Genomic DNA, 25500 nt, shown 5'->3' on the forward strand with positions numbered 1-25500 from the left:
GCGATGCCCGACGCCATTTCCCTTCGAACCACGGCCAAGAGCGGGGAGGCGAAAGCCTCCTCGCGGGCCACCCTCGCCGACCCCAGGCGCGCCACGCGGCTGGTCCTTGCCATCTTTCTCGGGCCGGCTTTGCTGGTCTATTGCGGGCTGACGGCCTATCCGGCCTTCCGCACCATCTTTGACAGCTTCTTCACCATCGAGGGCATGGACGCGACCTTCGTCGGCCTCGCGAACTATCGCGAGCTGATGGGCGACGAGACCTTCTGGGTCGCCGTGCGCAACACCTTCATCTGGTCCTTCGTCGCCCCCGTCATCGATGTCGCCACCGGCCTCCTCCTCGCCCTCGCGCTCTATGCCGGCGTGCCGTTCGCGCGCTTCCTGCGCGTCGCCTGGTTCACGCCGGTGCTGCTCTCCTACGTGGTCGTCGCGATCCTGTGGATGTGGATCTACAATTACGACTGGGGCGTGCTGAACGTGATGCTGCGGGCGGTGGGCCTCGGCGATCTCGCCTCCTCCTGGCTCGGCGATCCCAACCTCGCGCTCGCCGCCGTCATCGTCACCCATGCGTGGAAATGGGCCGGCTTCAACATGGTGGTGTGCCTCGCCGCCATCCATTCGTTGCCCAAGGAAGTGCTGGAAGCCTCCGACCTCGACAATTGCGGCTGGGGCGCGAAGCTGCGCTACATCATCATCCCCATGCTGCGGCCGACGCTGCTGTCGCTCTACATCCTGTCCTTCATCGGCAAGATGAAGGTGTTCGACCTCGTCTGGATCATGACCCAGGGCGGGCCTTTGTGGGCGACGGAGACGGTCTCCACCTACGTCTACAAGCGCGCCTTCAACTGGAACACCTTCGACCTCGGCTATCCCTCCGCCATCGCCACCGTGTGGTTCCTGGTGGTGTGCGCCGCAGTCATCATCCTCAACCGCGTGCTCGGCTCGCGCGAGCGGCTGGAGTATTGAGATGGCCGCAACCCTCGCCGCCGCCTCCGGCCGCGCGCCGCTGCCGCGCCTGTTCTCGCGGGGCATCCTCGCGCTGGTGCTGGGCGTCTACACCATCTACCAGCTCGGCCCGTTCCTGTGGCTCGCCACCATGTCGGTGCGCACCACGGCGGAGATCAGCGCCGATCCCTATGCCTGGCCGAGCCCGATGCACCTCGACCAGTTCCGCACCGCCTGGGTGGACTCGGACTTCGCCACCTATTTCTGGAACTCCACCCTGGTGGTGGTCGGCGCGGTGGCGGTGCTCACCTTCATCGGCGCCGCGGCGGCCCATGCGCTGGCGCGCTACCGCTTCCGCGGCAACCGGCTGATCTACGGCATCCTGTTCTCGTCCATCATCTTCCCGCCGCAGATCACCCTGATCTCGCTGTACCAGATCCTGGTGGACTACAATCTCTACAACAGCCTGTTCGGGCTGGCGCTGGTCTATATCTCGCTCCAGCTGCCGTTGACCGTGTATCTCTTGGAAGGCTTGTTCGCCCGCATCCCGCAGGACCTGTTCGACGCGGCCAAGATGGATGGCTATGGCGACCTCGAGATCTTCTGGCGCATCGTGCTGCCGGTGGGCATGCCGGCCATCGCCACAACGCTGATCCTGAACTTCATCCAGCTCTGGAATGAGTTCCTGTTCGCCGTGGTGCTCATCACCGATCCGGACAAGCGCACGCTGCCCATCGGCATCCGCGCCTTCATGGGCGACCATTTCCAGGACATCGGCATGATCGCCACCGGCGTCATGATCTCGGTCATCCCAGTCATCGTCGTCTACGTCTTCTTCTCCGAAAAGCTGATCCGCGGCATGACCGCCGGCGCGATCAAGTGAGGCTGCCATGGCAGTGGTGAAACTCGACAAGATCGTGAAGCGCTATGGCGGCGGCGGCCCCGTCGTGGTGGAGGACGTGGACCTCACCATCGACGACGGGGAGTTCATGGTGCTGCTCGGCCCCTCGGGCTGTGGCAAGTCCACCACCCTGCGCATGATCGCGGGGCTGGAGACCATCTCCGGTGGCACCCTCTCCATCGACGGGCGGGTGGTGAACGACGTGCCGGCCAAGGACCGGGACATCGCCATGGTGTTCCAGTCCTATGCGCTCTATCCGCACATGAGCGTTGCCGACAACCTCGCCTTCGGCCTGCGCCGCCGGGCCATCCCCAACGCCGAGATCGAGCGGCGGGTGAAGGAGGTGGCGGCGCTCCTCGGCCTCGCACCGCTGCTGACGCGCAAGCCCAGCGCCCTCTCCGGCGGCCAGCGCCAGCGCGTGGCGCTGGGCCGCGCCATGGTGCGCGAACCGCAGGTGTTCCTGTTCGACGAGCCGCTGTCCAACCTCGATGCAGCGCTGCGCGTCAACACCCGCAGCGAGATCATCAAGCAGCACCACCGCCTCGGCTCCACCATGATCTACGTCACCCACGATCAGGTGGAGGCGATGACCATGGGCACGCGCATCTGCGTGATGAACGCCGGCAAGGTGGCGCAGATCGGCGCACCGCTCGACGTCTACTGGCAACCGGCCAACACCTTCGTCGCCCGCTTCCTCGGCTCGCCGCCCATGAACCTCATGGACGCGACGCTTTCCGCAGCCACCCGCCGTGCGACGAGCCCGGCGCTGGATGCGCCGCTCGCCCGCTGGAGCGACGGCGTGCTTCAGGCGCGGGACGGCCGCAAGGTGACGCTCGGCGTGCGCGCCGAGGACATGGCGATCGATCCTGCCGCCCTCGACGGCGCGCCGGGCGGGCGCGTCACCGGGCGCACCATCGCGGTGGAGCCGCTGGGCGCCGAGACGCTGCTTCTGCTGGAACTACCCGGCGGCGGCGAGATCACCGCCCGCCTGCCCCGCCACGTCACCGCGACGCCCGATCAGGAGGTGGTGCTCTTCTTCCGGGCCGACGCCGCCTATCTGTTCGACGCCGAGACGGGCGACGCCATCGCCCCGCTGGAAACCGGCGCCGCCGCCGTTCGCGCCGCCGTGCAACGGAGGACGCACTGATGGCCGCGCCGCTCCGCGTCGGGCTCATCGGCGCCGGCTGGGTCACCCAGCATCACCTGAAGGGCTGGGCGGCGCTGGGCGAGGCGGCGAAGGTGGTGGCCATCGCCGACCCGTCCGCCGAACGCGCCGCCGAGCGGGCGCGCGCCTTCGGCATTCCGGTGGTGTTCACCAGCGCCGAAGCGATGCTTGCGGCCGGCGGCCTCGATGCGGTGGACATCGCCGCGCCCCGCGCTGTCCATGCGGAGCTGGCCCGCCTCGCGGCCTGGCACGGCCTGCCCATCCTGTGCCAGAAGCCCCTCGCCCCCACTCTGCCGGAGGCCGAGCAACTGGTGGCCGACATCGGCGGACAGGTGCGCCTGATGGTGCATGAGAACTGGCGTTTCCGCGCCTATTACCGGCAGGCGGCCGAATGGCTCCGCGCCGGGCGCATCGGCACGGTGCGCGCCGCTCACCTTTCCCTCGTCACCTCCGGTACCGTGCCGGATGCGGAGGGGCGGTTCCAGGCGCTTGAGCGCCAGCCCTTCATGCGCGAGGAACGGCGCATGCTGGTGGCGGAGGTGCTCATCCATCACCTCGACACGCTACGTATGCTGCTCGGCCCGCTGAAAGTGGAGGCGGCAGCGCTGAGCCGCACCTGCAACGCCATGCGGGGCGAAGACGGCGCCGTGATTCAGCTCTCCACCGCGAGCGGCGCCGGCGTCTCCATCTTCGCCAGCTTCGCGGCCTATGGCGTGCCGCCGCAGCAGGCGGACCGGCTGACCATCCTCGGCGACGCCGGCACGCTCAAGCTCGACGGCACCACCCTCACCCTCGCCGGCCCCGAGCCGGAGCGGCTGGACTATGATCCCGAGGCGACCTATCTCGGCTCGTATGCTGCGACGATCGCCCATTTCGTCGCGTGTCTTCAAAGCGGCGCCACCTTCGAGACATCGCCCGAGGACAATCTGGAGACCTTGCGGCTGGTAGAGGATTGCTACAGCCTCTCCGGATTCGAGACGGCGAACAGGAGCGCCGCATGAGCGAAGCGTCCCTTCCCGCATCGCGGGCCGACGAGCAGGCCGAAGTCCAGCGTCGGCTGGAGGATGACATCATCTTCGGCCGTTTCGCGCCTGGCTCCCGGCTGGTGGAAGACACGCTGATGGCGCGCTACGGCGCCTCGCGGCACTACATCCGGCAGGCGCTGGTGCAGCTGGAGCGCACCGGCGTTGTGCGGCGCGAGAAGAATGTGGGCGCCACCGTCTGCTCTTACTCCGCCGAGGAGGTGCAGCAGATCTATGCGGTGCGCGAGATGCTCACCCGGCAGGCCGCACTGATGATCCCCCTGCCCGCCCCGCCGGAGCTGATCGCGCGCCTCAAGGAGATCCAGGCCGATTATTGCCGCCATGCCGATGCCGGCAACCTGCGCGGCATCCATGAGACCAACGATCTGTTCCACCTGACCCTGTTCTCGGGCTGCGGAAACCCCTATCTGGTGCGCACGCTGCAAGATTACATGGGCTATACCCTGCCCATGCGCGCCAAGAATCTCGCCGATCACGCTGGGCTCCAGCTCTCCCGCCGCCAGCACGACATCATGATCGAGCTGCTCGGAGGCACGGACAGCTGGGCGCTGGCGCAGCTCTGCGTCGATCACATGCAATACAGCAAGGCCGACTACCTTGCGCGCACCGCCGGCACGGCGGCCTCGGGTCGATTGGCGATCGCCGACTGACCTCCCCCCTGCCGACATGACGAAGGATGGACCATGGATCTCGGACTGAAAGGCAAAACGGCCCTCGTGCTCGGCGCAGGCGGCGGGCTCGGCAGCGCCATCGCGGCGACGCTGGCGGCGGAGGGCGCGAAGGTGGCGCTGGGCGACATCGACCTCGCCGCCGCCGGTGCAGTGGCGGAGCGCATCGCGGCCGTGGGCGGCGAGGCGATGGCGCTCAAGTTCGACCTTTCCGACCTCGCCGGCATCGATGCGCACATCGCCGAGATCGAGGCGAAGCTCGGCCCGGTGGACGTGCTGGTGAACAACACGGGCGGCCCGCCCCCCACCCCGGCCGCCGGGCAGGACCCGGCGCTGTGGGCCAAGAGCTTCAACGACATGGTGCTCTCGGTGATCGCCATCGCCGACCGGGTGCTGCCCGGCATGCGGGCGCGTAAGTGGGGCCGCATCATCACCTCCACCTCCTCCGGCGTGGTGGCGCCCATTCCGAACCTCGCCATCTCCAACGCGCTGCGCCTGTCGCTGGTGGGCTGGTCGAAGACGCTCTCCCGCGAGGTGGCGCGCGACGGCATCACCGCCAACATCATCCTGCCCGGCCGCATCGCCACCGACCGCATCAAATTCCTCGATGCCAAGAAAGCCGAGCGCGAGAACCGCACCGTGGAAGAGGTGGCTGCGGAAAGCACGGCCTCCATCCCCGTCGGCCGCTACGGCGACCCGCAGGAATATGCCAACGTGGTGGCCTTCCTCGCCGGTATGCCTTCGTCCTATGTCAACGGCTCGGTCATCCGCGTGGATGGCGGCCTCATCGCCAGCATCTGATCGGGTTCATCATGCTTCTCGACGCCAGCGCCTCCGGCCTGTTCCCCATCGCCCCCACCCCGTTCACGCCGGACGGGAAGATCGACGAGGGCTCCCTCGACACCCTGATCGCGCGCTATCTCGCGGCCGGTGCCACCGGCGTGACGGTGCTCGGCATCATGGGCGAGGCGCCCAAGCTGGAGCCGGAGGAATCCCTCGCCATTACCGCCCGCTTCATCGCCGGCTTCGGCCGGCTGCCGGTCATCGTCGGCGTCTCGGCGCCGGGCCTCGCCGCCATGCGCTGGCTGGCGCGCGCCGCCATTGACAAGGGCGCGGCTGGCGTCATGATCGCCCCGCCCCCGGCCCTGCGCACGGACGACCAGATCACTGGCTATTACCGGCAGGCCATCGAGGCCATCGGTGCCGACATCCCCTTCGTCATCCAGGACTATCCGCTCACCCTGACCGTGCAGATGACGCCCAAGGTCATCCGCCAGATCGTTCAGGAGAACCCCTCCTGCGTGATGCTGAAGCACGAGGACTGGCCGGGCCTGGAGAAGATCACGGCCCTGCGCGCCTTCCAGAAGGAAGGCTCCATGCGCCCCATCTCCATTCTCACCGGCAATGGCGGCCTGTTCCTTGATTTCGAGATGGAGCGCGGGGCGGACGGCGCCATGACCGGCTACGCCTTCCCCGAGATGCTGGGCGAGGTGGTGAAGCTGCAGAAGGCCGGCGAGCGGGACAAGGCGCATGACCTGTTCGACGCCCACCTCCCGCTCATGCGCTACGAGCAGCAGCAGGGCGTCGGCCTCGCGGTGCGCAAATATGTGATGATGAAGCGCGGCTTCATCGCCTCCGACGCCCAGCGCAAGCCCGGCTCATCCCTCTCCGCCACCGCGCGGGCGGAAGTGGACTATTTGCTCTCCCGCCTCGCCAAGCACGATCCGCGCGCGGCGATCTGAGCGCCGAGGCCCGACGTTTTCGATCGCGGCGGCTCCGGCAGACGGGGCCGCCGCGGTTCGTTTTCAGAGCCCCAATCTACCGCGCCACCCACGTGCCGCCGCCCGCGATCTCCTCGGAAATCCGCCGGCCCGCGTCGATGACGGCGGCGCGGATGGCCGGCGACGCCCCGGCGAGATCCTCCGCCGCCAGCACGAGGCTGACCCCGGCGATGACCTGCTTGTTGACGAGGACCGGCGCCGCGATGCCCGCGCGCCCCTCGGCGACCTCCGAGACCGTCTCCACCACGCCGTCGCGCCGGATGGCCCGCACCTCGGCCTTGAAGGCTTTCCAGTCGCCGTGTCCGAGACGGGCGCGGATGGTGTCCTCATTGTCGAGATAGATGCGCTTCAGCGAGCGGTCGTCGAGATGGGCCAGCACCACCTTCGAGGAGGCGCCGGCGAAGAGCGGCATGGCCACGCCCCGCTCGTAGGTGGTGATGGGATGGGGCGCGGTGCCGTGCTCCTGATGCACGCACATCACCGTGTCACGATAGCGCCGGCAGAGGATCGCCGTCGCGCGCTGGGTGGTCTGGTCGAGCAGTTCGTGCATCACCCGCGAGGCGGTGGGGATCAGCGTGTCCCCCTGCCGCAACAGCCGGTCATACTCGATAAAGGCGGGGCCGAGCACGTAGCCGGCGCCGATGACGGGATCGAGAAAGCCGGCCCGGCAAAGCTCCTGCACGTCGCGATAGGCGGAACTCTGGGACACGCCCGTTTCCTGGGCGATCTCCTCCACCGTCAGCGGCCAGGGGCGTCCGCGAAACAGTCCCATGACCTGAAGAATCCTGCTGGCCAACCTCGCCCTCCCGAAGAATGATACTTTATATCATTCTGTAAGAATTTCGCAAAATTCCTACCTGTTGCGAATTATGCTTGAAGGAGATGGAAAGTTCGAGCACTCTTTCGGCAGATGACGCGCGGCAAGACGCGTCCCCCTTCCGGAGAGAGATGATGAAGCGCGTCCTTCCCCGCCTCGTTGCCGCCGCCCTCGCCCTCAGCCTTCCGCTCGCCGGGGCTCATGCGCAGGCGCCCAAGACCGAAGTGAAGCTCGCCGTTCTGGCCCCGAGTGCGCTGTTGTGGCTGCACGCTATCGCCGTGGACAAGGGCTTCTACGACAAGCGGAACATCGCCGTGCGCGAGCTGCGCGCATCGGACAGCCCGGCGCTGCTGCAGGCGGTCGCTTCCGGCAGCGCGGATGCGGGCATCGCCCTCGGCGATCTCGCGGTGCGGGCCATCGACAAGGGCGCTCCGGTCATCATCGCCGGCGCGGTGCTCGACAAGACCATCCTGCGCCTCTACGGCGCCAAGGGCACCGGCTCCATGAAGGATCTCGCCGGCAAGCCGCTCACCGCGGGCGCGGTCAAGGGCGGCACCGCCAACCTCCTGAAGTATCAGCTGAAGCAGGCGGGCGTAGACCCGGCCGGCGCGCAGATGGTGTCCATCGCCAATTCCCGCGATCGCATCATCGCCATGGGCAACGGTCAGGTGGCCGGCGCGTTGCTCATCGCCCCCTTCGACACCCTCGCCGGGCGCGAGGGTGCCGTGCTGCTCGATGTCTATCGCGAGCCCTATGTCCAGACCCCCCTCGTGCTGAACAAGTCCTGGGGTGAAGCGCCCGCCACGCGCCCCGCCGCCATCGCGCTGACACAGGCGCTGAAGGAGGCGGCCGCCTTCATCGACAATCCCGCCAATAAGGATGCGGCCATCGACGTGCTCGCCGCCTACACCAAGACGCCCCGCGACGTGGTGGAGGATTCCTACGCCTTCATCGTGAAGGAGCAGAAGGCCATCCCCGCCGATCTCTCCGTCCCCGCGGCCGGCCTTGAAAACCTCTACAAGATCGACGCTGCGGTGGGTGGCGATCCCCAGAGCCAGGCCTTCGACCTCAAGCGCTACTACGACCCGAGCTACATCGCCGGCAAGTGAGCGGAGCGCAGCGAGAGGAGCCGACACCATGGCCCATTTTCGCGACATGCGGACGCCGGTGACGCTGCTCACCGGCTTCCTCGGATCTGGCAAGACCACCCTGCTCAACGGGTGGCTGCGCGACCCGGCGCTGAGCGACGCGGCCGTCATCGTCAACGAGTTCGGCGAGATCGGCATCGACCATGCGCTCATCGCCGCCAGCTCCGACAACACCATCGAGCTCTCCACCGGCTGCCTGTGCTGCACGGTGAAGGGCGACCTCGTGGAGACGCTGCGCGACCTCACCGAGAAGCGCGCGCGGGGCGAGGTGAAGGCGTTCGCCCGGGTCATCATCGAGACCACCGGCATGGCCGATCCCGGCCCGGTCATCCAGGCGCTCATTACCTTTCCGGTGGCGCGCACCTATCGCCTCGGGCGGGTGGTGACGGCGGTGGATGCGGTGCAGGGCATGGGCACGCTCGACCGCCACGCGGAAGCGCGCAAGCAGGTGGGCGTCGCCGACGAGGTGGTGCTGACCAAGGCGGATCTCGCGGGCGCCGACTTAGCCCCGCTGGAAGCCCGCATCGCCGGCCTTTCGCCCGGCGCGCGTCTGCATCGCTCCTCGCTCACCCACCTCGCCCAGCCCACCCTCCTCGACGGCATCGACCCCGCCGACCCGAACACCCGTCCGAGTGAAGTGCGCGCCTGGCTGCGCGCGGAGGCGTTCGAGGCGGCAGATCCCGTGCGGCATCGCGAGGATATCGGCTCTTTCTGCCTCGCCTTCGAGGAACCTCTCCATTGGGAACACGTCTCGGCGTGGCTCGATGCGCTGGCCATCGCCCATGGCGATGATCTGCTCCGGGTGAAGGGCATTCTCGCCATCGCCGGCCGCAGCAAGCCCGTCGTCGTGCAGGCGGTGCAGCGCCTGTTCTCACCGCCGGTGGAGCTGTCCGCCTGGCCGGAAGGGATGGCGGGCTCGCGCATCGTCTTCATCACGCGCGGGCTGTCGCAGGACTACGTGACCGAGGTGCTGGACGTGATCCGCACCCGCCCGGTGGCGCTCGATCTCGCATCCTGACGCGCCACGGGCCGCATCCTTTTCATATTGGCCCGTGCGGGCCTCGTCCTCGGGAGAGTAGCTTGGATACCATCATCAAGAACGGCCTCGTCGTGACTGCGGACGGCCGCTTCGAGGCCTCCATCGGCATCAAGGACGGGGCCATCGCCGGCATCTTCGAGCCGGGGCTGGAGCCGGCTGCCGCCGAAGTCATCGATGCCAAGGGCCTCGCCATCCTGCCCGGCGTCATCGACATGCACTCGCACCACCGCGAGGGCTCGCTGCCGGGCTTCGAATACAAGGACACGATCTACACCTCGACGCTCCAGTGCGCCGCCGGCGGCGTGACCACCTCGGTCGCCATGCCCAACGTGACCCCCCCGCCCAACACCCTGGACCTCTTGGAAAAGCAGTTCGCCATCTATGAGCGCGACGCGGTGGTGGACTGGAACTTCAATCCCGCCCCCACCATCCTGGAGGAAGTACCGGCGATGGCCGCGACCGGCATCGCCGCCTTCAAGTTCTTCATGGTGGTGGACACCGGCCGCTCCTATCCGCACATGCCGGGCATCGGCGTGCATGACCACGGCAAGATCCTGGAGATCATGCAGGCGGCGGCGGCCCACGACGTGCCGCTCATGATCCATCCCCACGATCAGGCGCTGATGGACGTGATCGAGCAGGAATTCTGGGCGCGCGGGGAGCGCGACGCCCTCGCCTACGCCAAGGCCTACGCCGCCCATGACGGCGTGATCTGGGAGACCGCCATCGCCACCCTGCTGCGCCTGCAGAAGGCGGCGGGCTGCCATCTCCACATCCTGCACACCCAGACCGCCGGCTCGGTGCAGCTCATCCGCGAGGCCAAGGCGCGCGGCCAGAAGGTGACGTGCGAGCTGAACCCATGGGCGCTCTTCCTCGGCTGCGAATGGGCGGCGATCCAGCGCCTCGGCTCCTATGCCCTGTCCTACTGGGTGCCGGAGAAGAACGTGCCCGGCCTGTGGGAGGGCGTGCGCGACGGCACCATCGACATCATCGCCACCGATCACGCTCCGCACACCCGCGAGGAGAAGGAGATCGGCTGGACCGACGGCTGGAAGGCCCACACCGGCACGCCCTCGACCCAGTTCTATCTCTCCATGTTCCTCACCGCCGCCACCGAGGGCAAGCTGCCGCTGGAGCGCGTGGTGGAAGCCACCTCCACCCGCCCGGCGCGCCTGTTCCGGCTCGATCGCAAGGGCGAGATCAAGCCCGGCTTCGACGCCGACCTCGTGCTGGTCGACCTCGAGACAGAATATGAGGTGCGCGACGAGGACGTGCTCTCCCTCGTCGGCTGGAGCCCCTATGCCGGCCGCCGCTTCAAGGGCAAGCCGGTGCGCACCATCCTGCGCGGCCGCACCATCTATCTGGACGGCAAGGTGGTGGGCGAGAAGGGATACGGCAGGCAGGCCGTCTCCACCGCCCGCCACGCGCACAAGGCGGCGGCGGAATGACCGCAGCCGCTCCCTTCTGGCGCAGCGTCTACGACTTCCTCGAAGGGCGCTCGCGCGCCGCAGGTCTCCTGCGGATGCTGATCTCGCTCGCCTTCGTGCTGGTGATCTGGCAGGTGCTGGCGACCTATGTGGTCACCAACAAGCTCCTGCTGGTGCCCCCGGCGGAGGTGTTCCGCGCGCTCGCCAAGGAGAGCGGCAACGGCGCGCTGTGGACCAACGCGCTCGCCACCGTGAGCGCGGTGGCGGCGTCCTTCCCGGTGGCGGTGCTGATCGGCGTCGCCATCGGCCTCGCGCTGGCGTCCAGCCGGCTGCTGGCCCTCACCGCCGGGCCCATGCTGACGGCGCTGAACTCGGTGCCGCTGGTGGCGCTGGCGCCACTGTTCATCGCGTGGCTGGGGCTGGGTTTCGCCTCCAAGTTCGTGCTCGTCACCATCTTCACCATCTTCCCGGTGCTGGTGACGACGGAAACCGGCCTCAAGGCCACCGACAAAGTCCTCATCGAGGCGGCGCGCTCCTTCAACGCCTCGCGCTGGCAGGTGTTCACCACCGTATCGCTGCCCTTCGCGCTGCCGTTCATCGTCTCCGGTATCCGCGTCGCCTGGGCGCGGGCGCTGGTGGCCATCATCATCGCCGAGTTCTTCGGCTCCTTCGCCGGCTTCGGCTTCGCCATCCTGGCCGCCGGACAGAGCTTCGACACCGCGACACTGCTCGCCTACGTCATCATGCTCGGCATGCTCGGCCTCATGGGCAGCATCTTCTTCGAGTGGCTGGAACGCCGGCTCGCGCCGTGGCGACAGGAGTGAACCAGATGGCACAGGCTCTCTCCATCGAAGGCATCAACAAGGTCTTCGAGCGCACGGGCAAGCCCTCCGTGGAGGCGCTGCGCGACATCAACCTCACCATCCGCGAAGGCGAGTTCGTCTCCATCGTGGGGGCGAGCGGATCGGGCAAGTCGACGCTGCTGCGCATCATCGACGGCCTGCTCCCGGCCTCCTCCGGCGTGGTGAAGGTCTCTGGCCACACGGTGACACGGCCGGGCGCCGACCGCGCCATGGTGTTCCAGCAGGATGCGCTGCTGCCGTGGAAGCCGGTGATCGACAATGTCGCCTACGGCCTCACCATCGCCGGCACGCCGAAGCGCGATGCCCACGCCACCGCCCAGCGCTTCATCGACATGGCGGGATTGAAGGGCTTCGAGCAGCACTATCCGCACCAGCTCTCCGGCGGCATGCGCCAGCGGGTGAACGTCGCCCGCGCGCTGGCGGTGAACCCGAAGATCCTGCTGCTGGACGAGCCATTCGCCGCGCTCGATGCCCAGACGCGGGAGATCATGCAGACGGAGCTGCTCAACATCTGGCAGAAGAGCGGCACCACCGTGCTCCTCATCACCCACCAGATCGACGAGGCGGTGTTCCTCTCCGACCGCGTGATCGTCTTCTCCGCCCGTCCCGGCTCGGTGCGCGAGGAAATCCCGATCCCCCTGCCGCGACCGCGCGCGCTGGAAGTGAAGCGCCACGAGGCCTTCGGCGCGCTCGTGGACCGGATCTGGCACCTCATCGAGCATGAAGTGCGGAGCGCGGTCGCCGACAACCGGGCCTGAGCGCTGCGCTCACGCCGCCGGGGCGGAGCCTTCGCGGAAGGCCGCCGCCTGGCGCGCGGGGGCCGACATGCCGGCCCCTGCCTGACACAGGTCGAGCGCGCGGGCGAGGCTGCGCTCGATCTCGGCCTTGCGGATGCCGCGCGCGATGAACACGAGGAAAGACGGTCCGCCGTCGTCCGCGCTCAGATGCGTCGGCGGGTGCATCACATGCTGCACGCCGTGGATGGCCAGCGGCCTGTCCGAGGATGTGGTCCGCAACAGCCCCTTCACCCGCAGGATGCGATCGCCGTGGGCGTGGAGCAGCGCGGACAGCCAGAGCGTGAAGGCCGGCCAGTCCAGCGCCCCCTCGATGGGCAGCGTGAAGGACGAGACCTCGGAATCATGGTCCGGGGCGTCGGCCAGGAACGGCGACGGAGGGGCATGGAGGCTTTCGCGCCCGGCCAGCACATCGCCGAGCCGGAACGTCTCGTCCTGAATGTCGAGGATGCGCGCGTCGGGGGAGATGGCACGCACCGCTGCGGCGAGGCGGGCCGTCGGCTCGGCAGCGCGCATGTCGCCCTTGGTGATGACCACCGTATCGGCGATGGCCACTTGCCGGCGGGCCTCGGGCCGATGCTCCAGATTGCGCAGGCCCGCCACCGCATCCACCACCGCCACGACGGAGGCGAGGCGCACATGCGCCTTGAGCCAGGGGTCGCGGGCGAGGGTCGCGATGACGGGCGCGGGATCGGCCAGCCCGGAGGTTTCAAGGATGGCCCGCCGCAGGCCCCCGCCCGCTCTGGAACCGTCCTTCGCCATGCGCACCAGATCGTGCATCGCTTTGGCGACGTCGGCGCGTCGCGCGCAGCACAGGCAGCCGCCGTCGATCAGCTCCACCGCCTCGCTGGCATGCACCAGCAGGCGGTGATCCACGCCCGCCTCGCCGAACTCGTTGACCATGAGGCCGGAATCGCCGCCCTCCGCAGTCTCGATGAAGCGGCGGATGAGCGTCGTCTTGCCCGAGCCGAGGAAGCCGGTCACGACGATCAGGGGCAGGCGCTCATCCATGGGCCGGGTCCTCCCGCCTGGGCGCGATGAAATCCTCAGACAAGGGATCGATGCCGCGACCGGAGAGGCTTTCCGCGATGGGCCAGACATCGCCCAGCGTCGGGGCGATCTTGGTGCGGCCGCGCGCGTCGGTGAGCGCCAGCGCCTCCCCGTCCCAATCCTCGCAGACGAGGCCAAGGGGCTGAACCAGCGCATTCAGCATGGCGATGCGCCGCCGGCGCTCCGCGCGATAGTGCAGGATATCCTCGAACGGAAAGCGATCGTCGCGCTGCCGGGCGAAATCGCTCCAGTGTTCTCCCGCGCCGAAGATGGCGCACACCTCGCACATGCGGCTGCTCCTTCTCGAGTTCAGGCGAGGCTGTCGGGTGCGCCGCCGAGCGGCAGCTCCATGTCGGACAGCATGCTCTGGGTGAGACATTCGGAAACGCGCTTGCGGGCGAGCCCGGCATGGGAGCTGCCGAGGGCATCCGCCCGGTCGGCATCGCGGGCGCGGATCGCCTCCACCATCTCGCGGTGCTCGCGGATGATGTTGCCGATATGCGCGTCATACGCCTCCTCGGTCGCGAAGCAGTCGTAGGTCATGGCGAGGCGGGAGATGCGCAGATTGGTGGTGAGCAGCTGGAGATAGAAGCGCTCCACCACGCCATTGCGGCAGCAGGCGGCGATGGCGGCATGGAAGCGCCAGTTGATCTCCAGCATGGCCTCGGAATCCCGCCGCGCCGTCGCCACCTCGAACGCCTCCCGCTGGGCGTCGATGGCGGCGATCTGCGCCTCCGTCCGCCGCAGGGCCGCCCATCGCGTGACGAGGCGCTGGGACAGGTCGAAGGCCTCCAGATGCTCGCGAATGTCGTTCCAGCCCATGGGCGCGACCCGCGTGCCCCGGTTGGGCAGGATCTGCACCAGCCCCTCGCCGGCGAGGCGGACGAGGGCCTCGCGCAAGGGGGTGCGCGACAGGCCGAGGCGGCTCACCAGCGCCGCCTCGTCGAGGTCCGAGCCGGGGGCGAGGGCCAGCGAGACGATCTCGGCGCGGATCACCTGATAGGCGAACTCGCTCGATCCCCCCTTGGAGATCCCGGCCTTGGGTGCGGTGGGCACCTCGAGAGTGCTGCGTCCGGCGGCACGGGTGCGGCTTCTTTGTGCGTTTCGTTCAGACATCGTTGTTGCATGACTCAATTTATTTTGCATAAGATATGTATAAATAAGCCTTCCGTCAAGCATATAACATCGCAAAATCAACGATTTGGAGGGGTAACGGTGCTTTGGCAAGCCACCGCCAACGGGCTGCTTCTGGGCGGCCTCTATGGCATCGCCACCATCGGATTTTCGATGGTCTGGGGCGTCATGGGGGTCATCAACCTGGCCCACACCGGCTTCATCATGCTGGGCGCCTACATCACCTACGGCCTGTTCCGGTTCGCGGGGCTTGATCCGATCGCCTCCATCCCGGTCTCCATGATCGCCATGTTCGCGCTGGGCTATGCGCTGCAGGTGCTGGTGCTGAACCGCATCATCCGCACCAGCCTGCTGCTGTCACTGGTGGTGACCTTCGGCATCGAGCTGGTGATGGTGGATGCGGTCTCCATCGCCTTCACCTCCGACGTGCGTTCGGTGAACTCGTCCTATGCGGCGAGTTCCATCGAGGTGTTCGGCATCCTCGTGCCGGTGGTGCGCCTCATCGCGGCGGGCTTCTCCGTCACCCTCGGCATCGCCTTCTTCGCCTTCCTGCGCTTCACCCGCGCCGGGCAGATGATCCTCGCCACGGCGCTGGACCGGGAGGTCTCCTCCCTCATGGGCATCAATCCCGAGCGCATCTACGCGCTCACGGCGGGTGCCGGCGCGGCGCTGGCGGGGGCGACCGGCTCGCTCGCCTCCATGCTGTTTCCGGTGATGCCGGGCATGGGCGTCACCTTCCTGAGCGCGGTGTTCGTCATCACCGTTCTGGGCGGCATCGGCTCGGTGGAGGGGTGCATCGTCGCCGGCTTCATCTACGGGCTGGTGCAGGCCTGGGCCGGCTATTTCCTTGGCGCCAATTATCAGGAGATCGTCGGCTTCGGCCTGTTCCTGCTGGTGCTGGCGCTTCGGCCGCAGGGCCTGTTCGGCCGCGCCTTCTTCGGGGAGCACGCATGAGCGCGCCAGCCTCTCCCGCGGGCGCACGGCGCCGCGCGCTTCTCTTCTGGGCCTTCTTCGCCGCCGGCGCGGTCGTCCTCGCGCTCGCGCCCCTCGCCCTCAACAATTACTGGCTGCGGGTGCTGACCACGGTGTTCATGTACGCCACGGTCACGCAGGGGCTGAACGTCATCGTCGGCCTCACCGGCTATCACGCCTTCGGCAATGCGGTGTTCTTCGGCTTCGGCGCCTATGCCTGCGGCGTCGCCATGACGCTCGGGGCGCCCTTTCCCGTCGCGCTCGTCGCGGCCGTCGCCTTCTCGGCGCTGGTGGCGGGCATCGTTGGCTGGCCCATCCTGCGGCTGAGGGGGCATTACTTCGCCATCGCGACCGTCGCGCTGAACCTTGCCGCCATCCAGCTGGTCATCCAGGTGGGCGGTGTGACGGGCGGTGCCGAAGGCCTGCCGCTGCCGCTTTCGGACCTGCCACCGGGGCCGCTCTACCGCGCCATCTATCTGGTGATGCTGGCCGGCATGGTCGTCTCCACTTTGCTGGTGGCCTTCATCCTCACCCGCCCCTTCGGCTACGCGCTCCGCGCCATCCGCGACGGCGAGCGCGCGGCGGGGGTGATGGGCATCGACACCACCGCCACCAAGGTCGCGGCCTGGGCCATCTCCGCCGGCATCACCGGTTTTGCCGGCGGCGTGTGGGCCTACTGGATCACCTTCATCGAGCCGGCCAGCGCGTTCGATCCCGCCATCGGCGTGAAGGCCTACATGATGCTCATCCTCGGCGGCATGAGCACGGTGATCGGGCCGGTGCTGGGCGCCTTCGTGCTGGAATTCCTCTCCACGCTGGTGTGGGGCGGCTTCCTGCAGGCGCACCAGATCGTGTTCGGCGTGCTCATCGTCGTCATCTGCCTCGTCGCCCCCAACGGGATGCTGGTGGCGGGACGCTCCCTGATCCAGCGGTGGAGGTCGCGCCATGGCGCTGCTTGAGGCGAACGACCTCGAAATCCGCTTCGGCGGCGTGAAGGCGCTGGCCGGCGTCTCCTTCCGCGTGGAAGAGGGCGAGGTGTTCGGCGTCATCGGCCCCAACGGCGCCGGAAAGACCACGCTGCTGAACGCCATTTCCGCCGTCTACAAGCTCAATGGCGGCTCCATCCGCTTCGCCGGGGAGGACGTGACCGGCCTGCCACCGCATCGCCTCTCCCGCCTCGGCATCGCCCGCACCTTCCAGATCGTGCAGCCGTTCAAGGCCATGAGCGTGCGGGAGAATGTCGCCATCGGCGCCATGTTCGGCCATGCGCGGCTGCGTACGCGAGACGCCTGGCTCGCCGCGGCCGATGCCGCGCTGGAGCGCACGGGCCTCGCGCCCAAGGCCGCCTTCATGCCGCCGCAGCTCACCCTTGCCGACCGGAAGCGCCTGGAGGTGGCCCGCGCGCTCGCCATGGGGCCGCGCATCATCCTGTTCGACGAGGTGATGGCGGGCCTCAACCACACGGAGATCGAACGCATGATCGACCTCGTGAAGAGCCTCAAGCAGGCCGGCCTCACCGTGGTCGTCATCGAGCATGTGATGAAGGCGGTGCTGGCGCTCTGCGACCGCATCATGGTGCTGAATTTCGGCGCCAAGCTCGCCGAGGGCGTGCCGGACGACGTGGTGTCCGACCCCAAGGTGGTGGAGGCCTATCTCGGCCAGCGCTTCGCCAAGGCGCACGCCGCAGCGGGAGGAGCACGATGAGCCTTCTCTCGGTCGAAGGCCTCGCGGTGGCCTATGGCGACAGCCGCGTCCTGTGGGACGTAGGCTTCGACATGGCGGAAGGCGAGATCGTCGCCCTCGTCGGCGCGAACGGCGCGGGCAAGACCACGCTGCTGCGCGCCCTCACCGGCCTCATCCCGGTGCGCGGCGGGACGATGCGCTTCGCCGGCGCGGACCTCGGCCCGCTGAAACCTTACGAGCGCGCCCGGCGCGGCATCGCCATGGTGCCGGAGGGCCGGCGCCTGTTCGCCGGCCTCACCGTGCGCCAGAATTTGAAGCTCGGCGCCACCGCGCGCCCGGACCGCGCGGGCGAGGACGACGACCTCGCGTTCGTCTTCAAGCTTTTCCCCGAACTGGTTCGGCTGGAAGGCCGGCTGGCCGGGCTCATGTCCGGCGGCGAGCAGCAGATGTGCGCCATCGGCCGGGCGCTGATGGCGCGGCCGAGCCTCCTGCTCATCGACGAGATGTCGCTGGGCCTCGCCCCGGTGATCGTCGACCGCATCGCCGAGGCCGTGCGCCTCGTGAACCGGGAGCGCGGCATCACCGTGCTGCTGGTGGAGCAGGACGTGGGCCTCGCGCTGGAGATCGCCACCCGCGGCTACGTGCTGGACACCGGGCGCATCACCATCGACGGCCCGGCGGACGACCTCCTGCGGCGCGAGGACATCCGCGCCGCCTATCTCGGCCTTAACTGACCTGTTCGGAGAGCGTGACGTGTCCCGACCCTATGACCTCGTGATCGAAAACGGCACGATCCACACCCCGTCGTCCTCCTTCAAGGCTGACATCGCCGTGCTCGACGGCAAGATCTCCGCCATCGGCGGCCCCTTCACGGAGGCGGCGAAGCGCGTGGATGCCGAGGGGCTCGCCGTGCTGCCGGGCCTGTGGCACGTCCACTGCCACTTCCGCGAGCCGGGCCACACCTACAAGGAAGACTTCCAGACCGGCTCCGCGGCGGCGGCGGTGGGCGGCGTGACCATGTGCATCGACATGACCAACAACACGCCGCACCCGACCACGCTCGAAGACTACGAGATGAAGAAGGCGCTGGTCGCGCCCAAGGCCCATGTGGACTACGCACTCTATGGCGGCGGGCTCTATCCCCGCACCGTGGAGGCTCTGGCCAAGGCGGGCGCCATCGGCATCAAGATCTTCAACACGCGCCACATCAAGGAAGTCTATCCCTACATCTCGGAACTCGGCGTGCTCGACCACGGCATCCTGTTCGAGCTGTATGAGGCGACGCGGGACATGGGTCTCGTCGCCTCGGTGCATCATGACGATCCCGAGTGGTGCAAGCGGCTCACCTTCCGCGACTACATCGACAAGGGCCGCAGCGATGCCATGGCCTATCACGAGAGCTTCTCGAAGGGCTACATGTACGGCCACGGCATGGTCGCGGGCCTCGCGGCCTCGCTCTATTACGCCCGCATCTGCGGGGTGAAGCTGCACGTGCTGCATCTCGGCGTCATGCCCAAAGGCGCCAATGAGATGATCCACCACGCCAAGTTCGACCTCGGCCAGGACGTGTCGTGCGAGCTGGAGCTCGGCACCATGTTCATGAACCGGGCGCAGATGGAGAAGGTCGGGCCGCGCACCTACAACTGGGCCTATGATCCCGAGGCCGGCTGGGACGCCATCAAGGACGGCACGGCGGACATGATCGTGCTGGAGCACGCGCCCCATTCCAAGGAAGACGTGGACCCGGGCTGGAAGGACCTGTTCTCCGTGCCGCTCGGCGTCACCGGCGCGCAGGAATACATCCCGCTGCTCATGAACGCCGTGAACGAGGGGCGCCTCTCGCTCAACGACGTGGCCCGCCTCGCCGCCGAGGCCCCGGCCCGTCGCTTCGGCATCTTCCCGCGAAAGGGCGTGATCCAGCCCGGCGCAGATGCCGACTTCACCATCGTGGACATGAGCCGCGAAGGCGTGTTCCGCAACGAGGACATGCTCTCGCGCACCGGCTTCTCCAGCTGGGAGGGCATGGCCACCAAGGGCGCGGCCACCCACACCATCGTGCGCGGCACCATCGTGGCGCAGGACGGCAAGCTCGTCGGCGCGCCGGGCTTCGGGCGCTTCGTGCCCGGCACCGCGGCATCCGCCTGAGAAACTTAAGAAAACCAGACCTTCCGGGACCAGCAGGAGCGAGCGAGATGATGCACAGACGAACTCTGGTGAAGAGCGTGGCCGCCCTCGGCCTCGCCACCCTTTTCGGCGCAGGCGCGGCCGTCGCGCAAGACAAGATCAAGATCGGCGCCGCCGTCAGCCTCACCGGCAACTTCGCCCGCGAGGGCCACCTGCTGAAGAACGGCTACGCCTATTGGGAAAAGCTGGTGAATGACGCCGGCGGCATCAAGGTCGGCGACAAGAAGATGCCCGTCGAGGTCATCTATTACGACGACGAGAGCAAGCCGCAGACCTCCGCCCGCCTCACCGAGAAGCTCATCACCGAGGACGGCGTGGGCTTCATCCTCGGCCCGTATTCCTCCGGCATCGCCACCGCCACGGCGGCGATCAGCGAGAAGTACAAGGTCATCACCATGACCCCCATGGCGACGGCCGACAGTCTCTACCAGCGCGGCTATAAATACATCTTCTGTCCCGCGCCGCTGGCCTCGACCACGCTCGACCCCATGCTGGCGCTGCTGAAGACGGTGAAGGACCCGCCCAAGACCATCGCCATCGCCGGCCCCGACGACCTCTTCCCCAACGTGTTCGCCGGCGCCGCGCAGAAGAAGGCGGAGGCCGAGGGCCTGAAGGTGGTCTATTCCACCAAATATCCCAAGGGTTCGGCCGACCTCTCCTCCGTCGCCACGGCGCTGAAGGAGAGCAATCCTGACGTGCTGATCCTCACCGGCTACGTCCAGGATTCCATCCTGCTCATCAAGACGCTGCAGACATTGAAGGTGAACCCGAAGCTCATCGGCTTCGCCTTCGCGGTGGGCATCCCGGACTTCCTCAACGCCCTCGGCCCGGCGGCGGAAGACCTGTTCGGCGTGCAGATCTGGGACCCGGCGCTGACCTACAAGGGCCCGGTGGTCGCCGATAGCGCCGCCTATGTGGAAGGCTTCAAGAAGCAGTTCGGCGGCGAGGTGCCCACCTACATCACCGCCGCGGGCACGGCGGGCGCGCTCTCGCTCCAGCTCGCCATCGAGAAGGCCGGCAGCATCGACCCGGTGAAGGTTCGCGAGGCCATGCTCCAGCTCGACACCGACACCTTCTTCGGCCCGGTGAAATACAACGACGCCGGCGTAGACGTGAAGGCCTCCGCCGTGGTCGCGCAGGTGCAGGGCGGCAAGGCGGTGCCCGTCTATCCCGCGGCCATCGCGGCGGCGCCGGTGGTCTATCCGCGCAAGCCCTTCCCGTGATCGTCGACGTTCACGCCCATGCCCTCTCGCGCGATTTCCTCGGTGAACTCGCGCGGGAGGGAGCCTTCGGCATCGAGACCTGCCCCGAAGGCTTCCGCTTCGCCGGCTACGGCCCCCTCGATCCGCTGTTGTTCGACACGGCCGGGCGGCTCGAAAGCCTGACGCGGCGGGAGATCGGCCTCCAGCTCGTCTCGCCGCCGCCGCGCGTGGTCTCCCATGCGGGATGGGCTGCGGATGCGGCCTTCGCGCGGCGTCTGAATGCGCAGACGCTGGCCGCTGCGCGGGAAGGTGGCAAAAGGCTCGGCGGCCTCGCCGTTCCACCGATCGCCGAGCCGGAACGCTGCGCGGACGCCATCCGCCGCGCGCTGGACGAGGGCCATGTGGGGGTTGCCCTCCCAACCTCGGCGGCGGGGCGCCCGCTCGATGATCCGGCGTTTGAGCCCATGTGGGCGGAGTGCGCGCGGCAGGGCTGCATCGTCTTCATGCACCCGACCTCCGGCGTGGACCGGCCCGCGTTCGGCAGCTTCACCATGCTCCAGCTCGTGGGCTGGCCCTCCGAGACCGCGCTGTGCGTGGCGCGGCTCATCTTCGCGGGGGTGCTGGAGCGCCATCCCGTACTGAAGCTCGTGCTGGCCCATGGCGGCGGCACGCTGCCCATGCTCGCGGGCCGGCTCGACCTTGCCTATGAGGCACCGCTCTATGAGGCGAACCCGGCGTGCCGCGCCCACATCAGCCGGCCGCCGTCCCATTATCTCGGCCAGCTCTATTACGACACAGTGGTGGCGCACCCGACCGTGCTGGACTTCCTGCTGAAGCTGGTCGGACCCGAGCGCGTCGTTTTCGGCACCGACTTCCCGTTCGAGATCGGCGATGCAGAAGGCGCTAAAGCCCTCGCCGCGCTGGACCGGCAAAGCGAGGATGTGCGCGCCCGCGTGCTCTCCAACGGCGCACGACTCATGGGCCTCGCCTAAGACGGCCGAGCCGAGGGGTGCGGCACCGGCCTGCGAGGTCCCGCCCCCGCCTGGGTCGATATCCAGAGGCCGGCCAGGATGGCCGCGCCACCCACCATCTGCATCGGCGTGATGGCTTCACCCAGGAGGGTCGCGGAGAGCGCGACCGTCGCCAGCGGCGAGAAATAGAGGAAGGGGCCGGCGCGCGCCGCGCCCACCCGCGCGGCGCCATAGATCCAGAAGAGGTTGCCGAGCAGCGTCGGTCCCGCCGCGATGTAAAGCACCGTCAGCGTGACGGGCTCCACCTTTAGGCCGCTCGTGAAGGGATCCTGCCCGCCGAGAAGGAGAAAGACCGCGTAAACGGGACAGAAGACCAGTACGAATCCGGCGAGCGCCGTCAGCGCCGTCAGGCTCAGGGCCGAGATGCCGATGGGGTTCTGCCCCAGGCTGTAGGTGTAGAAGGCGAACAGCACGGCGGCGGTGATCGAGCAGAGATTGCCCGCGCCGAAATGGAAGACCGCGAGGCCCGTCGGGAGCCCCTTCATCAAAACCAGTGTGACCCCGGCCATGGCGATGAGGATGCCGCCGATCTGCGCGAGCCGCGGGCGCGTGCGCCCGACGACCGTGGCGATCAGCAGCACCCAGATGGGGGTCGTCGCATTCAGGAGGCCGACTTCCAGCGCCGGGCTGAGATAGGCGCCCGCGTAGAGGCTCACCGAGAAGAGGCCGACACCCACCAATCCCAGCACCGCGATGCGCCTGGCATTGCGGCGGATCGCGGCGCGCTCGCGCAGCAGCCCGGGCAGAGCGATGGGCAACAGCAGGACGAGCGCGATCGCCCAGCGCCAGAAGACGAGGGAAGGCAGCGGCAGGGCATCATGGATCGCCCGCGCCGCTGCGTGGTTGCTGCCCCACAAAAGCGCCGTGGCCAGCAAGGCGAGGATGGCGGAAAGGGGCGCCTTCGCCTCGACCGCCACCTCAGTGACCGGAGCCGCCACCGCCGCGCTGCGACACGTGCCAGGGCAGCAGCAGGCGCTCGCAGGCCTCGACGACGAAGAACAGCGCCGTCCCGAGCAGCCCGAGCAGCATGAGGCAGACGAACACGCGCGGGGTGTCGAACTGCCCCTGCGCAGTCAGGATGGCGAAGCCCAGCCCCTCCGAACCCGCCACGAACTCGCCCACGATGGCACCGACCAGCGCGAAGGAGATCGCCACCTTCAGGCCCGCGAAGATGCTCGGCAGGGCATTGGGAAAGCGGATCTTGCGCAGGATGGCGAAGGACGAGGCCCGGCTGGCGCGGGCGAGGTTCACCATGTCCGGATCCACCGACCTCAGGCCCAGCACCGCGTCGATGACGACGGAAAACAGCGCCAGCATGAGCGCTATGGCGATCTTCGGCTCCACGCCCGTGCCCATCCAGATCACGAACAGCGGGGCCAGCGCCACCTTCGGCACGCTGTTGAGCGCGACGAGCAGCGTATAGACCGTGCGCTCGATGAATTTGGAATGGACGATCCCCACCGCCAGCGCGAGCCCCAGCACCACGGCGAGGCCAAAGCCCGCGAGGGTGGTGTAGAGCGTGAAGGCGGACATCTGGAGGAAATAGCCCGGCGACAGCAGGAATTCCTGCCAGATCACGCTGGGCGCCGGCAGGATGATGGGCGCCGGCTTGAAGACGTAGACCGCCGCCTCCCACAGGACGAGCACGGCAATCAGCAGGCCCACCACCATGCCCACTTCCACCAGCGAGGTGGGCAGGCGCTGGGGCATGGGCGGATCGAGAGTCTCGGTGGCGCTATTCTGGGTGGCGCTGTTTCCAGAACCGCTCATGGGGCATCGTCCTTCAGCACGCCGAGGCTGGCGAAGAGGTGGCGGACACGGGCGACATAGCGGCCGAACTCCGGGCTTTCCCGCATGGCGAGATGCCGGGGCCGGGGAAGGTCGATGTCGATGACCTCGACGATCCGGCCCGGATTGCGGTCCATGATGACCACCCGGTCGGAGAGGAAGATGGCCTCGGTGATGCCGTGGGTCACGAACACCACGGTCTTGCGCGTGTCCTGCCAGATGCGCGCGAGTTCGAGGTTGAGATCGTCGCGCGTCATGGCATCGAGGGCGCCGAACGGCTCGTCCATCAGCAGAAGCTTGGGATCGCACAGCAGCGCCCGGCAGATGGCGGCGCGCTGGCGCATGCCGCCGGAAAGCTCCCAGGGATGACGGCTTTCAAATCCGCCGAGCCCGAAGCGCCCGAGCAGCGACAGCGCGCGTTCGCGCACCGCCGGCCCCTTGAGCCCGGCGAACTCCGCCGTGATGAGCACGTTGTCCAGGATTGTGCGCCAGTCCAGCAGCACGTCGCGCTGGAACACGATGCCCATGTCCTTCGGCGGGGCGGCAAGCACCTGGCCGTCCACGCGGATCGTCCCGGCGCTCGTGCCTTCGAGGCCGGCGATGCATTTGAGCAGCGTGGACTTTCCACAGCCGCTCGGTCCGAGGATGGAGACGAACTCCCCCTCGTTGACCTCGAGGTCGATGCCCCTCAGCGCGGTGACGGGACCGCGCGGCGAGCCATATGTCTTGCGCAAGCCGGAGATGGAGAGATAGGCCATGGCGGCGTCCGTCATCGAGGCGACGTGCGCGTTCACTGAATGAACTCATTGGTGAAGTAGGTGGCCGGGTCCGTGCCGGGCTTGATCGCGCCCGCGTCCACCGCCGACTTCGCCGCCTTCGCCCAGTCGTCCGGCGACTGGTAGCCGATAGGCTTGCCCTTGGTGTTGGGCGTGTCGAAGAAGTCGATGGTGAGCTTGATCTGGTCGGCCAGCACCTTCTTGTCCAGCTTGGCGTTGGGGCGCTGCTTGATGATGGCGTCTGCCGCCTCCTCGATATGGCCGTCGCGGATGTAGGCCCACGCCTTCTGCTGCACCTGGACCAGCTTCTTCAGCGCATCCTTGCGGGTGTCGATGGTCTTCTCGGTGGCGATGAGGCCGTAGCTCGGGAAGGTGATGCCCACGTCTTCGGCAAGGATGGCCTTGGAGGGGCGGTTGGCGGCGGCCACGGGAATGGCGGAGGGCTCGGTGGACATCAGGCCGTCGGCGCGCTTGGCGGTGTAGGTGCCCCACACGGCAGACGGATCGACGAACATCACATTGACGGTGGTGCGGTCGAGGCCGCCCTGCTTGAGCCAGTAGTCGATGAAGGGCGCCCAGGGGCTGGCGGCGAAGACCACGAGGCTCTTGCCCTTGAAGTCGGCGACCTTGGCGACCGGCGAATCCTGATCGACGAGGACCGCGAGGTCGGTCCTTTTGTCGAAGCCGGCGAAGGCCTTGGCAGTGGAGCCGTTCTCCCGCGCCTGCGGCAGCAGGCCGACCTGGATCTGGCCGACATCTGCCTGCCCCGCATTCACCAGTTGAAGCGTGTTGCCGGAGCCGCGACCGTCCTGAATGTCCACGTCGAGGCCGGCATCCTTGAACCACCCCTTTTCCTTGGCGAGGTGCATGCCCGCATGCACGCCCCAGGGCGAAAAATCGAGACGGATCGTCATCTTCTCCTCCGCCGCGGCAGGGCCGGCGGCGAGCGGGCCGGCGAGCAGGGCGGTGGCGGCGGCAGCCCGGACGAGGCGGGCGGCGATGGACGTCATCTTCATTATTGCGATCCCCTCTTCGGCATCGAAATGAGACTATATGGTCCAATATACCTTGCAAGAGGATTTATGCACCAAT

The 25500-nt window shown here is 67.9% G+C and carries 27 protein-coding genes; 19 read left to right on the top strand and 8 right to left on the bottom strand.

Translation table 11 applies throughout. From position 1 onward, the window contains the following. The first annotated feature begins 3 nt into the window (after nt 1–3). Genes ACE3QW_RS19415 through ACE3QW_RS19445 form a run of 7 tightly spaced genes read left to right on the top strand, consistent with a single transcriptional unit; the run spans nt 4 to nt 6461 of the window. Nucleotides 4–963, top strand: coding sequence for a carbohydrate ABC transporter permease (locus tag ACE3QW_RS19415; RefSeq protein ID WP_374253363.1), 960 nt, complete (start codon nt 4–6; stop codon nt 961–963). Between the two features lies 1 nt (nt 964). After that, nucleotides 965–1825 carry a carbohydrate ABC transporter permease gene (locus ACE3QW_RS19420; RefSeq protein ID WP_374253365.1) on the top strand — a complete coding sequence of 287 codons (861 nt, stop codon included), beginning with the start codon at nt 965–967 and terminating at the stop codon, nt 1823–1825. A 7-nt stretch (nt 1826–1832) separates the two neighbouring features. Next, on the top strand, nt 1833–2990 hold the full coding sequence (locus ACE3QW_RS19425; RefSeq protein ID WP_374253367.1) for an ABC transporter ATP-binding protein: 1158 nt from the start codon (nt 1833–1835) through the stop codon (nt 2988–2990). Next, nucleotides 2990–4009 (top strand): Gfo/Idh/MocA family protein, encoded by a 1020-nt coding sequence (locus ACE3QW_RS19430; RefSeq protein ID WP_374253369.1) that lies wholly within the window; start codon nt 2990–2992, stop codon nt 4007–4009. The genes ACE3QW_RS19425 and ACE3QW_RS19430 overlap by 1 nt, the downstream gene beginning before the upstream one ends. After that, nucleotides 4006–4701 (top strand): GntR family transcriptional regulator, encoded by a 696-nt coding sequence (locus ACE3QW_RS19435; protein ID WP_374253371.1) that lies wholly within the window; start codon nt 4006–4008, stop codon nt 4699–4701. Before ACE3QW_RS19430 ends, ACE3QW_RS19435 begins: the two co-directional genes overlap by 4 nt. Before the next feature lie 33 nt (nt 4702–4734). After that, complete coding sequence (locus ACE3QW_RS19440) at nt 4735–5520, top strand: SDR family oxidoreductase (RefSeq protein WP_374253372.1); 786 nt, start codon at nt 4735–4737, stop codon at nt 5518–5520. An 11-nt stretch (nt 5521–5531) separates the two neighbouring features. Further along, a complete protein-coding gene (locus ACE3QW_RS19445; protein ID WP_374253374.1) occupies nt 5532–6461 on the top strand; it encodes a dihydrodipicolinate synthase family protein in 930 nt (309 codons plus the stop codon). Nucleotides 6462–6537: 76 nt separating this feature from the next. Here the strand turns inward: ACE3QW_RS19445 and ACE3QW_RS19450 are convergent, their stop codons facing one another. Continuing rightward, nucleotides 6538–7296 carry an IclR family transcriptional regulator gene (locus ACE3QW_RS19450; RefSeq protein WP_374253376.1) on the bottom strand — a complete coding sequence of 253 codons (759 nt, stop codon included), beginning with the start codon at nt 7294–7296 and terminating at the stop codon, nt 6538–6540. A gap of 152 nt (nt 7297–7448) precedes the next feature. On the opposite strand from ACE3QW_RS19450, the gene ACE3QW_RS19455 reads away from it, so the two are divergent. The 5 genes from ACE3QW_RS19455 (at nt 7449) to ACE3QW_RS19475 (ending at nt 12552) form a co-directional block, all read left to right on the top strand. Continuing rightward, nucleotides 7449–8426, top strand: a complete 978-nt coding sequence (locus ACE3QW_RS19455) for an ABC transporter substrate-binding protein (RefSeq protein WP_374253378.1) — start codon at nt 7449–7451, stop codon at nt 8424–8426. 28 nt (nt 8427–8454) lie between these two features. Continuing rightward, on the top strand, nt 8455–9483 hold the full coding sequence (locus ACE3QW_RS19460; RefSeq protein WP_374253380.1) for a GTP-binding protein: 1029 nt from the start codon (nt 8455–8457) through the stop codon (nt 9481–9483). 62 nt (nt 9484–9545) lie between these two features. Continuing rightward, nucleotides 9546–10952 (top strand): dihydroorotase family protein, encoded by a 1407-nt coding sequence (locus tag ACE3QW_RS19465; protein WP_374253382.1) that lies wholly within the window; start codon nt 9546–9548, stop codon nt 10950–10952. Next, nucleotides 10949–11755, top strand: coding sequence for an ABC transporter permease (locus ACE3QW_RS19470; protein ID WP_029557592.1), 807 nt, complete (start codon nt 10949–10951; stop codon nt 11753–11755). The genes ACE3QW_RS19465 and ACE3QW_RS19470 overlap by 4 nt, the downstream gene beginning before the upstream one ends. A 5-nt stretch (nt 11756–11760) precedes the next feature. Further along, the gene (locus tag ACE3QW_RS19475) at nt 11761–12552 is read left to right on the top strand and encodes an ABC transporter ATP-binding protein (RefSeq protein ID WP_250166791.1); all 792 of its coding nucleotides are present in this window, start codon (nt 11761–11763) and stop codon (nt 12550–12552) included. A 9-nt stretch (nt 12553–12561) separates the two neighbouring features. On the opposite strand, the gene ACE3QW_RS19480 is transcribed toward ACE3QW_RS19475, so the two are convergent. Genes ACE3QW_RS19480 through ACE3QW_RS19490 form a run of 3 tightly spaced genes read right to left on the bottom strand, consistent with a single transcriptional unit; the run spans nt 12562 to nt 14694 of the window. Then, a complete protein-coding gene (locus ACE3QW_RS19480) occupies nt 12562–13599 on the bottom strand; it encodes a GTP-binding protein (protein ID WP_374253384.1) in 1038 nt (345 codons plus the stop codon). Then, nucleotides 13592–13927, bottom strand: a complete 336-nt coding sequence (locus ACE3QW_RS19485; protein WP_374253385.1) for a hypothetical protein — start codon at nt 13925–13927, stop codon at nt 13592–13594. Before ACE3QW_RS19485 ends, ACE3QW_RS19480 begins: the two co-directional genes overlap by 8 nt. 20 nt (nt 13928–13947) lie before the next feature. Next, nucleotides 13948–14694, bottom strand: a complete 747-nt coding sequence (locus ACE3QW_RS19490; RefSeq protein ID WP_374253386.1) for a GntR family transcriptional regulator — start codon at nt 14692–14694, stop codon at nt 13948–13950. Between the two features lie 159 nt (nt 14695–14853). Between ACE3QW_RS19490 and ACE3QW_RS19495 the strand changes: the two genes are divergently transcribed. The 7 genes from ACE3QW_RS19495 to ACE3QW_RS19525 are packed head-to-tail and all read left to right on the top strand — an operon-like array spanning nt 14854 to nt 21805. Further along, nucleotides 14854–15726, top strand: coding sequence for a branched-chain amino acid ABC transporter permease (locus ACE3QW_RS19495; RefSeq protein ID WP_024280023.1), 873 nt, complete (start codon nt 14854–14856; stop codon nt 15724–15726). Next, nucleotides 15723–16703 (top strand): branched-chain amino acid ABC transporter permease, encoded by a 981-nt coding sequence (locus tag ACE3QW_RS19500; RefSeq protein WP_374253387.1) that lies wholly within the window; start codon nt 15723–15725, stop codon nt 16701–16703. The genes ACE3QW_RS19495 and ACE3QW_RS19500 overlap by 4 nt, the downstream gene beginning before the upstream one ends. Further along, nucleotides 16690–17448, top strand: a complete 759-nt coding sequence (locus tag ACE3QW_RS19505; protein WP_029557586.1) for an ABC transporter ATP-binding protein — start codon at nt 16690–16692, stop codon at nt 17446–17448. Before ACE3QW_RS19500 ends, ACE3QW_RS19505 begins: the two co-directional genes overlap by 14 nt. Beyond that, nucleotides 17445–18161 (top strand): ABC transporter ATP-binding protein, encoded by a 717-nt coding sequence (locus ACE3QW_RS19510; protein WP_029557585.1) that lies wholly within the window; start codon nt 17445–17447, stop codon nt 18159–18161. The genes ACE3QW_RS19505 and ACE3QW_RS19510 overlap by 4 nt, the downstream gene beginning before the upstream one ends. A 19-nt stretch (nt 18162–18180) precedes the next feature. Further along, entirely contained in the window at nt 18181–19572 is a 1392-nt protein-coding gene (locus ACE3QW_RS19515; protein ID WP_029557584.1) for a dihydroorotase family protein, read from the top strand. A gap of 47 nt (nt 19573–19619) precedes the next feature. Next, on the top strand, nt 19620–20834 hold the full coding sequence (locus tag ACE3QW_RS19520) for an amino acid ABC transporter substrate-binding protein (RefSeq protein WP_051679100.1): 1215 nt from the start codon (nt 19620–19622) through the stop codon (nt 20832–20834). Then, complete coding sequence (locus ACE3QW_RS19525) at nt 20831–21805, top strand: amidohydrolase family protein (protein ID WP_374253390.1); 975 nt, start codon at nt 20831–20833, stop codon at nt 21803–21805. The genes ACE3QW_RS19520 and ACE3QW_RS19525 overlap by 4 nt, the downstream gene beginning before the upstream one ends. Here ACE3QW_RS19525 and ACE3QW_RS19530 read toward each other — a convergent pair. Genes ACE3QW_RS19530 through ACE3QW_RS19545 form a run of 4 tightly spaced genes read right to left on the bottom strand, consistent with a single transcriptional unit; the run spans nt 21802 to nt 25424 of the window. After that, the gene (locus ACE3QW_RS19530) at nt 21802–22782 is read right to left on the bottom strand and encodes a DMT family transporter (RefSeq protein WP_374253391.1); all 981 of its coding nucleotides are present in this window, start codon (nt 22780–22782) and stop codon (nt 21802–21804) included. The two genes, ACE3QW_RS19525 and ACE3QW_RS19530, sit on opposite strands and share 4 nt — an antisense overlap. Next, entirely contained in the window at nt 22763–23614 is an 852-nt protein-coding gene (locus ACE3QW_RS19535; RefSeq protein WP_245279358.1) for an ABC transporter permease, read from the bottom strand. The genes ACE3QW_RS19530 and ACE3QW_RS19535 overlap by 20 nt, the downstream gene beginning before the upstream one ends. Beyond that, entirely contained in the window at nt 23611–24405 is a 795-nt protein-coding gene (locus ACE3QW_RS19540; protein WP_374253465.1) for an ABC transporter ATP-binding protein, read from the bottom strand. The genes ACE3QW_RS19535 and ACE3QW_RS19540 overlap by 4 nt, the downstream gene beginning before the upstream one ends. A gap of 17 nt (nt 24406–24422) precedes the next feature. Further along, nucleotides 24423–25424: an ABC transporter substrate-binding protein gene (locus ACE3QW_RS19545; RefSeq protein ID WP_374253394.1), complete on the bottom strand. Its 1002-nt coding sequence runs from the start codon at nt 25422–25424 to the stop codon at nt 24423–24425. Nucleotides 25425–25500 lie beyond the last annotated feature (76 nt).

Source organism: Xanthobacter sp., from assembly GCF_041911315.1.
GTDB classification, from domain to species: Bacteria; Pseudomonadota; Alphaproteobacteria; order Rhizobiales; family Xanthobacteraceae; genus Xanthobacter; species Xanthobacter aminoxidans.

Bases quoted from the DNA above. Each gene is read 5' to 3' on its own strand.
- ACE3QW_RS19435 (WP_374253371.1), top strand. From the start codon at position 4,006: ATGAGCGAAGCGTCCCTTCCCGCATCGCGGGCCGACGAGCAGGCCGAA.
- ACE3QW_RS19460 (WP_374253380.1), top strand. From the start codon at position 8,455: ATGGCCCATTTTCGCGACATGCGGACGCCGGTGACGCTGCTCACCGGC.
- ACE3QW_RS19430 (WP_374253369.1), top strand. From the start codon at position 2,990: ATGGCCGCGCCGCTCCGCGTCGGGCTCATCGGCGCCGGCTGGGTCACC.
- ACE3QW_RS19510 (WP_029557585.1), top strand. From the start codon at position 17,445: ATGAGCCTTCTCTCGGTCGAAGGCCTCGCGGTGGCCTATGGCGACAGC.
- ACE3QW_RS19445 (WP_374253374.1), top strand. From the start codon at position 5,532: ATGCTTCTCGACGCCAGCGCCTCCGGCCTGTTCCCCATCGCCCCCACC.
- ACE3QW_RS19425 (WP_374253367.1), top strand. From the start codon at position 1,833: ATGGCAGTGGTGAAACTCGACAAGATCGTGAAGCGCTATGGCGGCGGC.
- ACE3QW_RS19455 (WP_374253378.1), top strand. From the start codon at position 7,449: ATGATGAAGCGCGTCCTTCCCCGCCTCGTTGCCGCCGCCCTCGCCCTC.
- ACE3QW_RS19475 (WP_250166791.1), top strand. From the start codon at position 11,761: ATGGCACAGGCTCTCTCCATCGAAGGCATCAACAAGGTCTTCGAGCGC.
- ACE3QW_RS19520 (WP_051679100.1), top strand. From the start codon at position 19,620: ATGATGCACAGACGAACTCTGGTGAAGAGCGTGGCCGCCCTCGGCCTC.
- ACE3QW_RS19500 (WP_374253387.1), top strand. From the start codon at position 15,723: ATGAGCGCGCCAGCCTCTCCCGCGGGCGCACGGCGCCGCGCGCTTCTC.
- ACE3QW_RS19545 (WP_374253394.1), bottom strand. From the start codon at position 25,424: ATGAAGATGACGTCCATCGCCGCCCGCCTCGTCCGGGCTGCCGCCGCC.
- ACE3QW_RS19415 (WP_374253363.1), top strand. From the start codon at position 4: ATGCCCGACGCCATTTCCCTTCGAACCACGGCCAAGAGCGGGGAGGCG.
- ACE3QW_RS19440 (WP_374253372.1), top strand. From the start codon at position 4,735: ATGGATCTCGGACTGAAAGGCAAAACGGCCCTCGTGCTCGGCGCAGGC.
- ACE3QW_RS19505 (WP_029557586.1), top strand. From the start codon at position 16,690: ATGGCGCTGCTTGAGGCGAACGACCTCGAAATCCGCTTCGGCGGCGTG.
- ACE3QW_RS19420 (WP_374253365.1), top strand. From the start codon at position 965: ATGGCCGCAACCCTCGCCGCCGCCTCCGGCCGCGCGCCGCTGCCGCGC.
- ACE3QW_RS19535 (WP_245279358.1), bottom strand. From the start codon at position 23,614: ATGAGCGGTTCTGGAAACAGCGCCACCCAGAATAGCGCCACCGAGACT.
- ACE3QW_RS19480 (WP_374253384.1), bottom strand. From the start codon at position 13,599: ATGGATGAGCGCCTGCCCCTGATCGTCGTGACCGGCTTCCTCGGCTCG.
- ACE3QW_RS19470 (WP_029557592.1), top strand. From the start codon at position 10,949: ATGACCGCAGCCGCTCCCTTCTGGCGCAGCGTCTACGACTTCCTCGAA.
- ACE3QW_RS19485 (WP_374253385.1), bottom strand. From the start codon at position 13,927: ATGTGCGAGGTGTGCGCCATCTTCGGCGCGGGAGAACACTGGAGCGAT.
- ACE3QW_RS19540 (WP_374253465.1), bottom strand. From the start codon at position 24,405: ATGACGGACGCCGCCATGGCCTATCTCTCCATCTCCGGCTTGCGCAAG.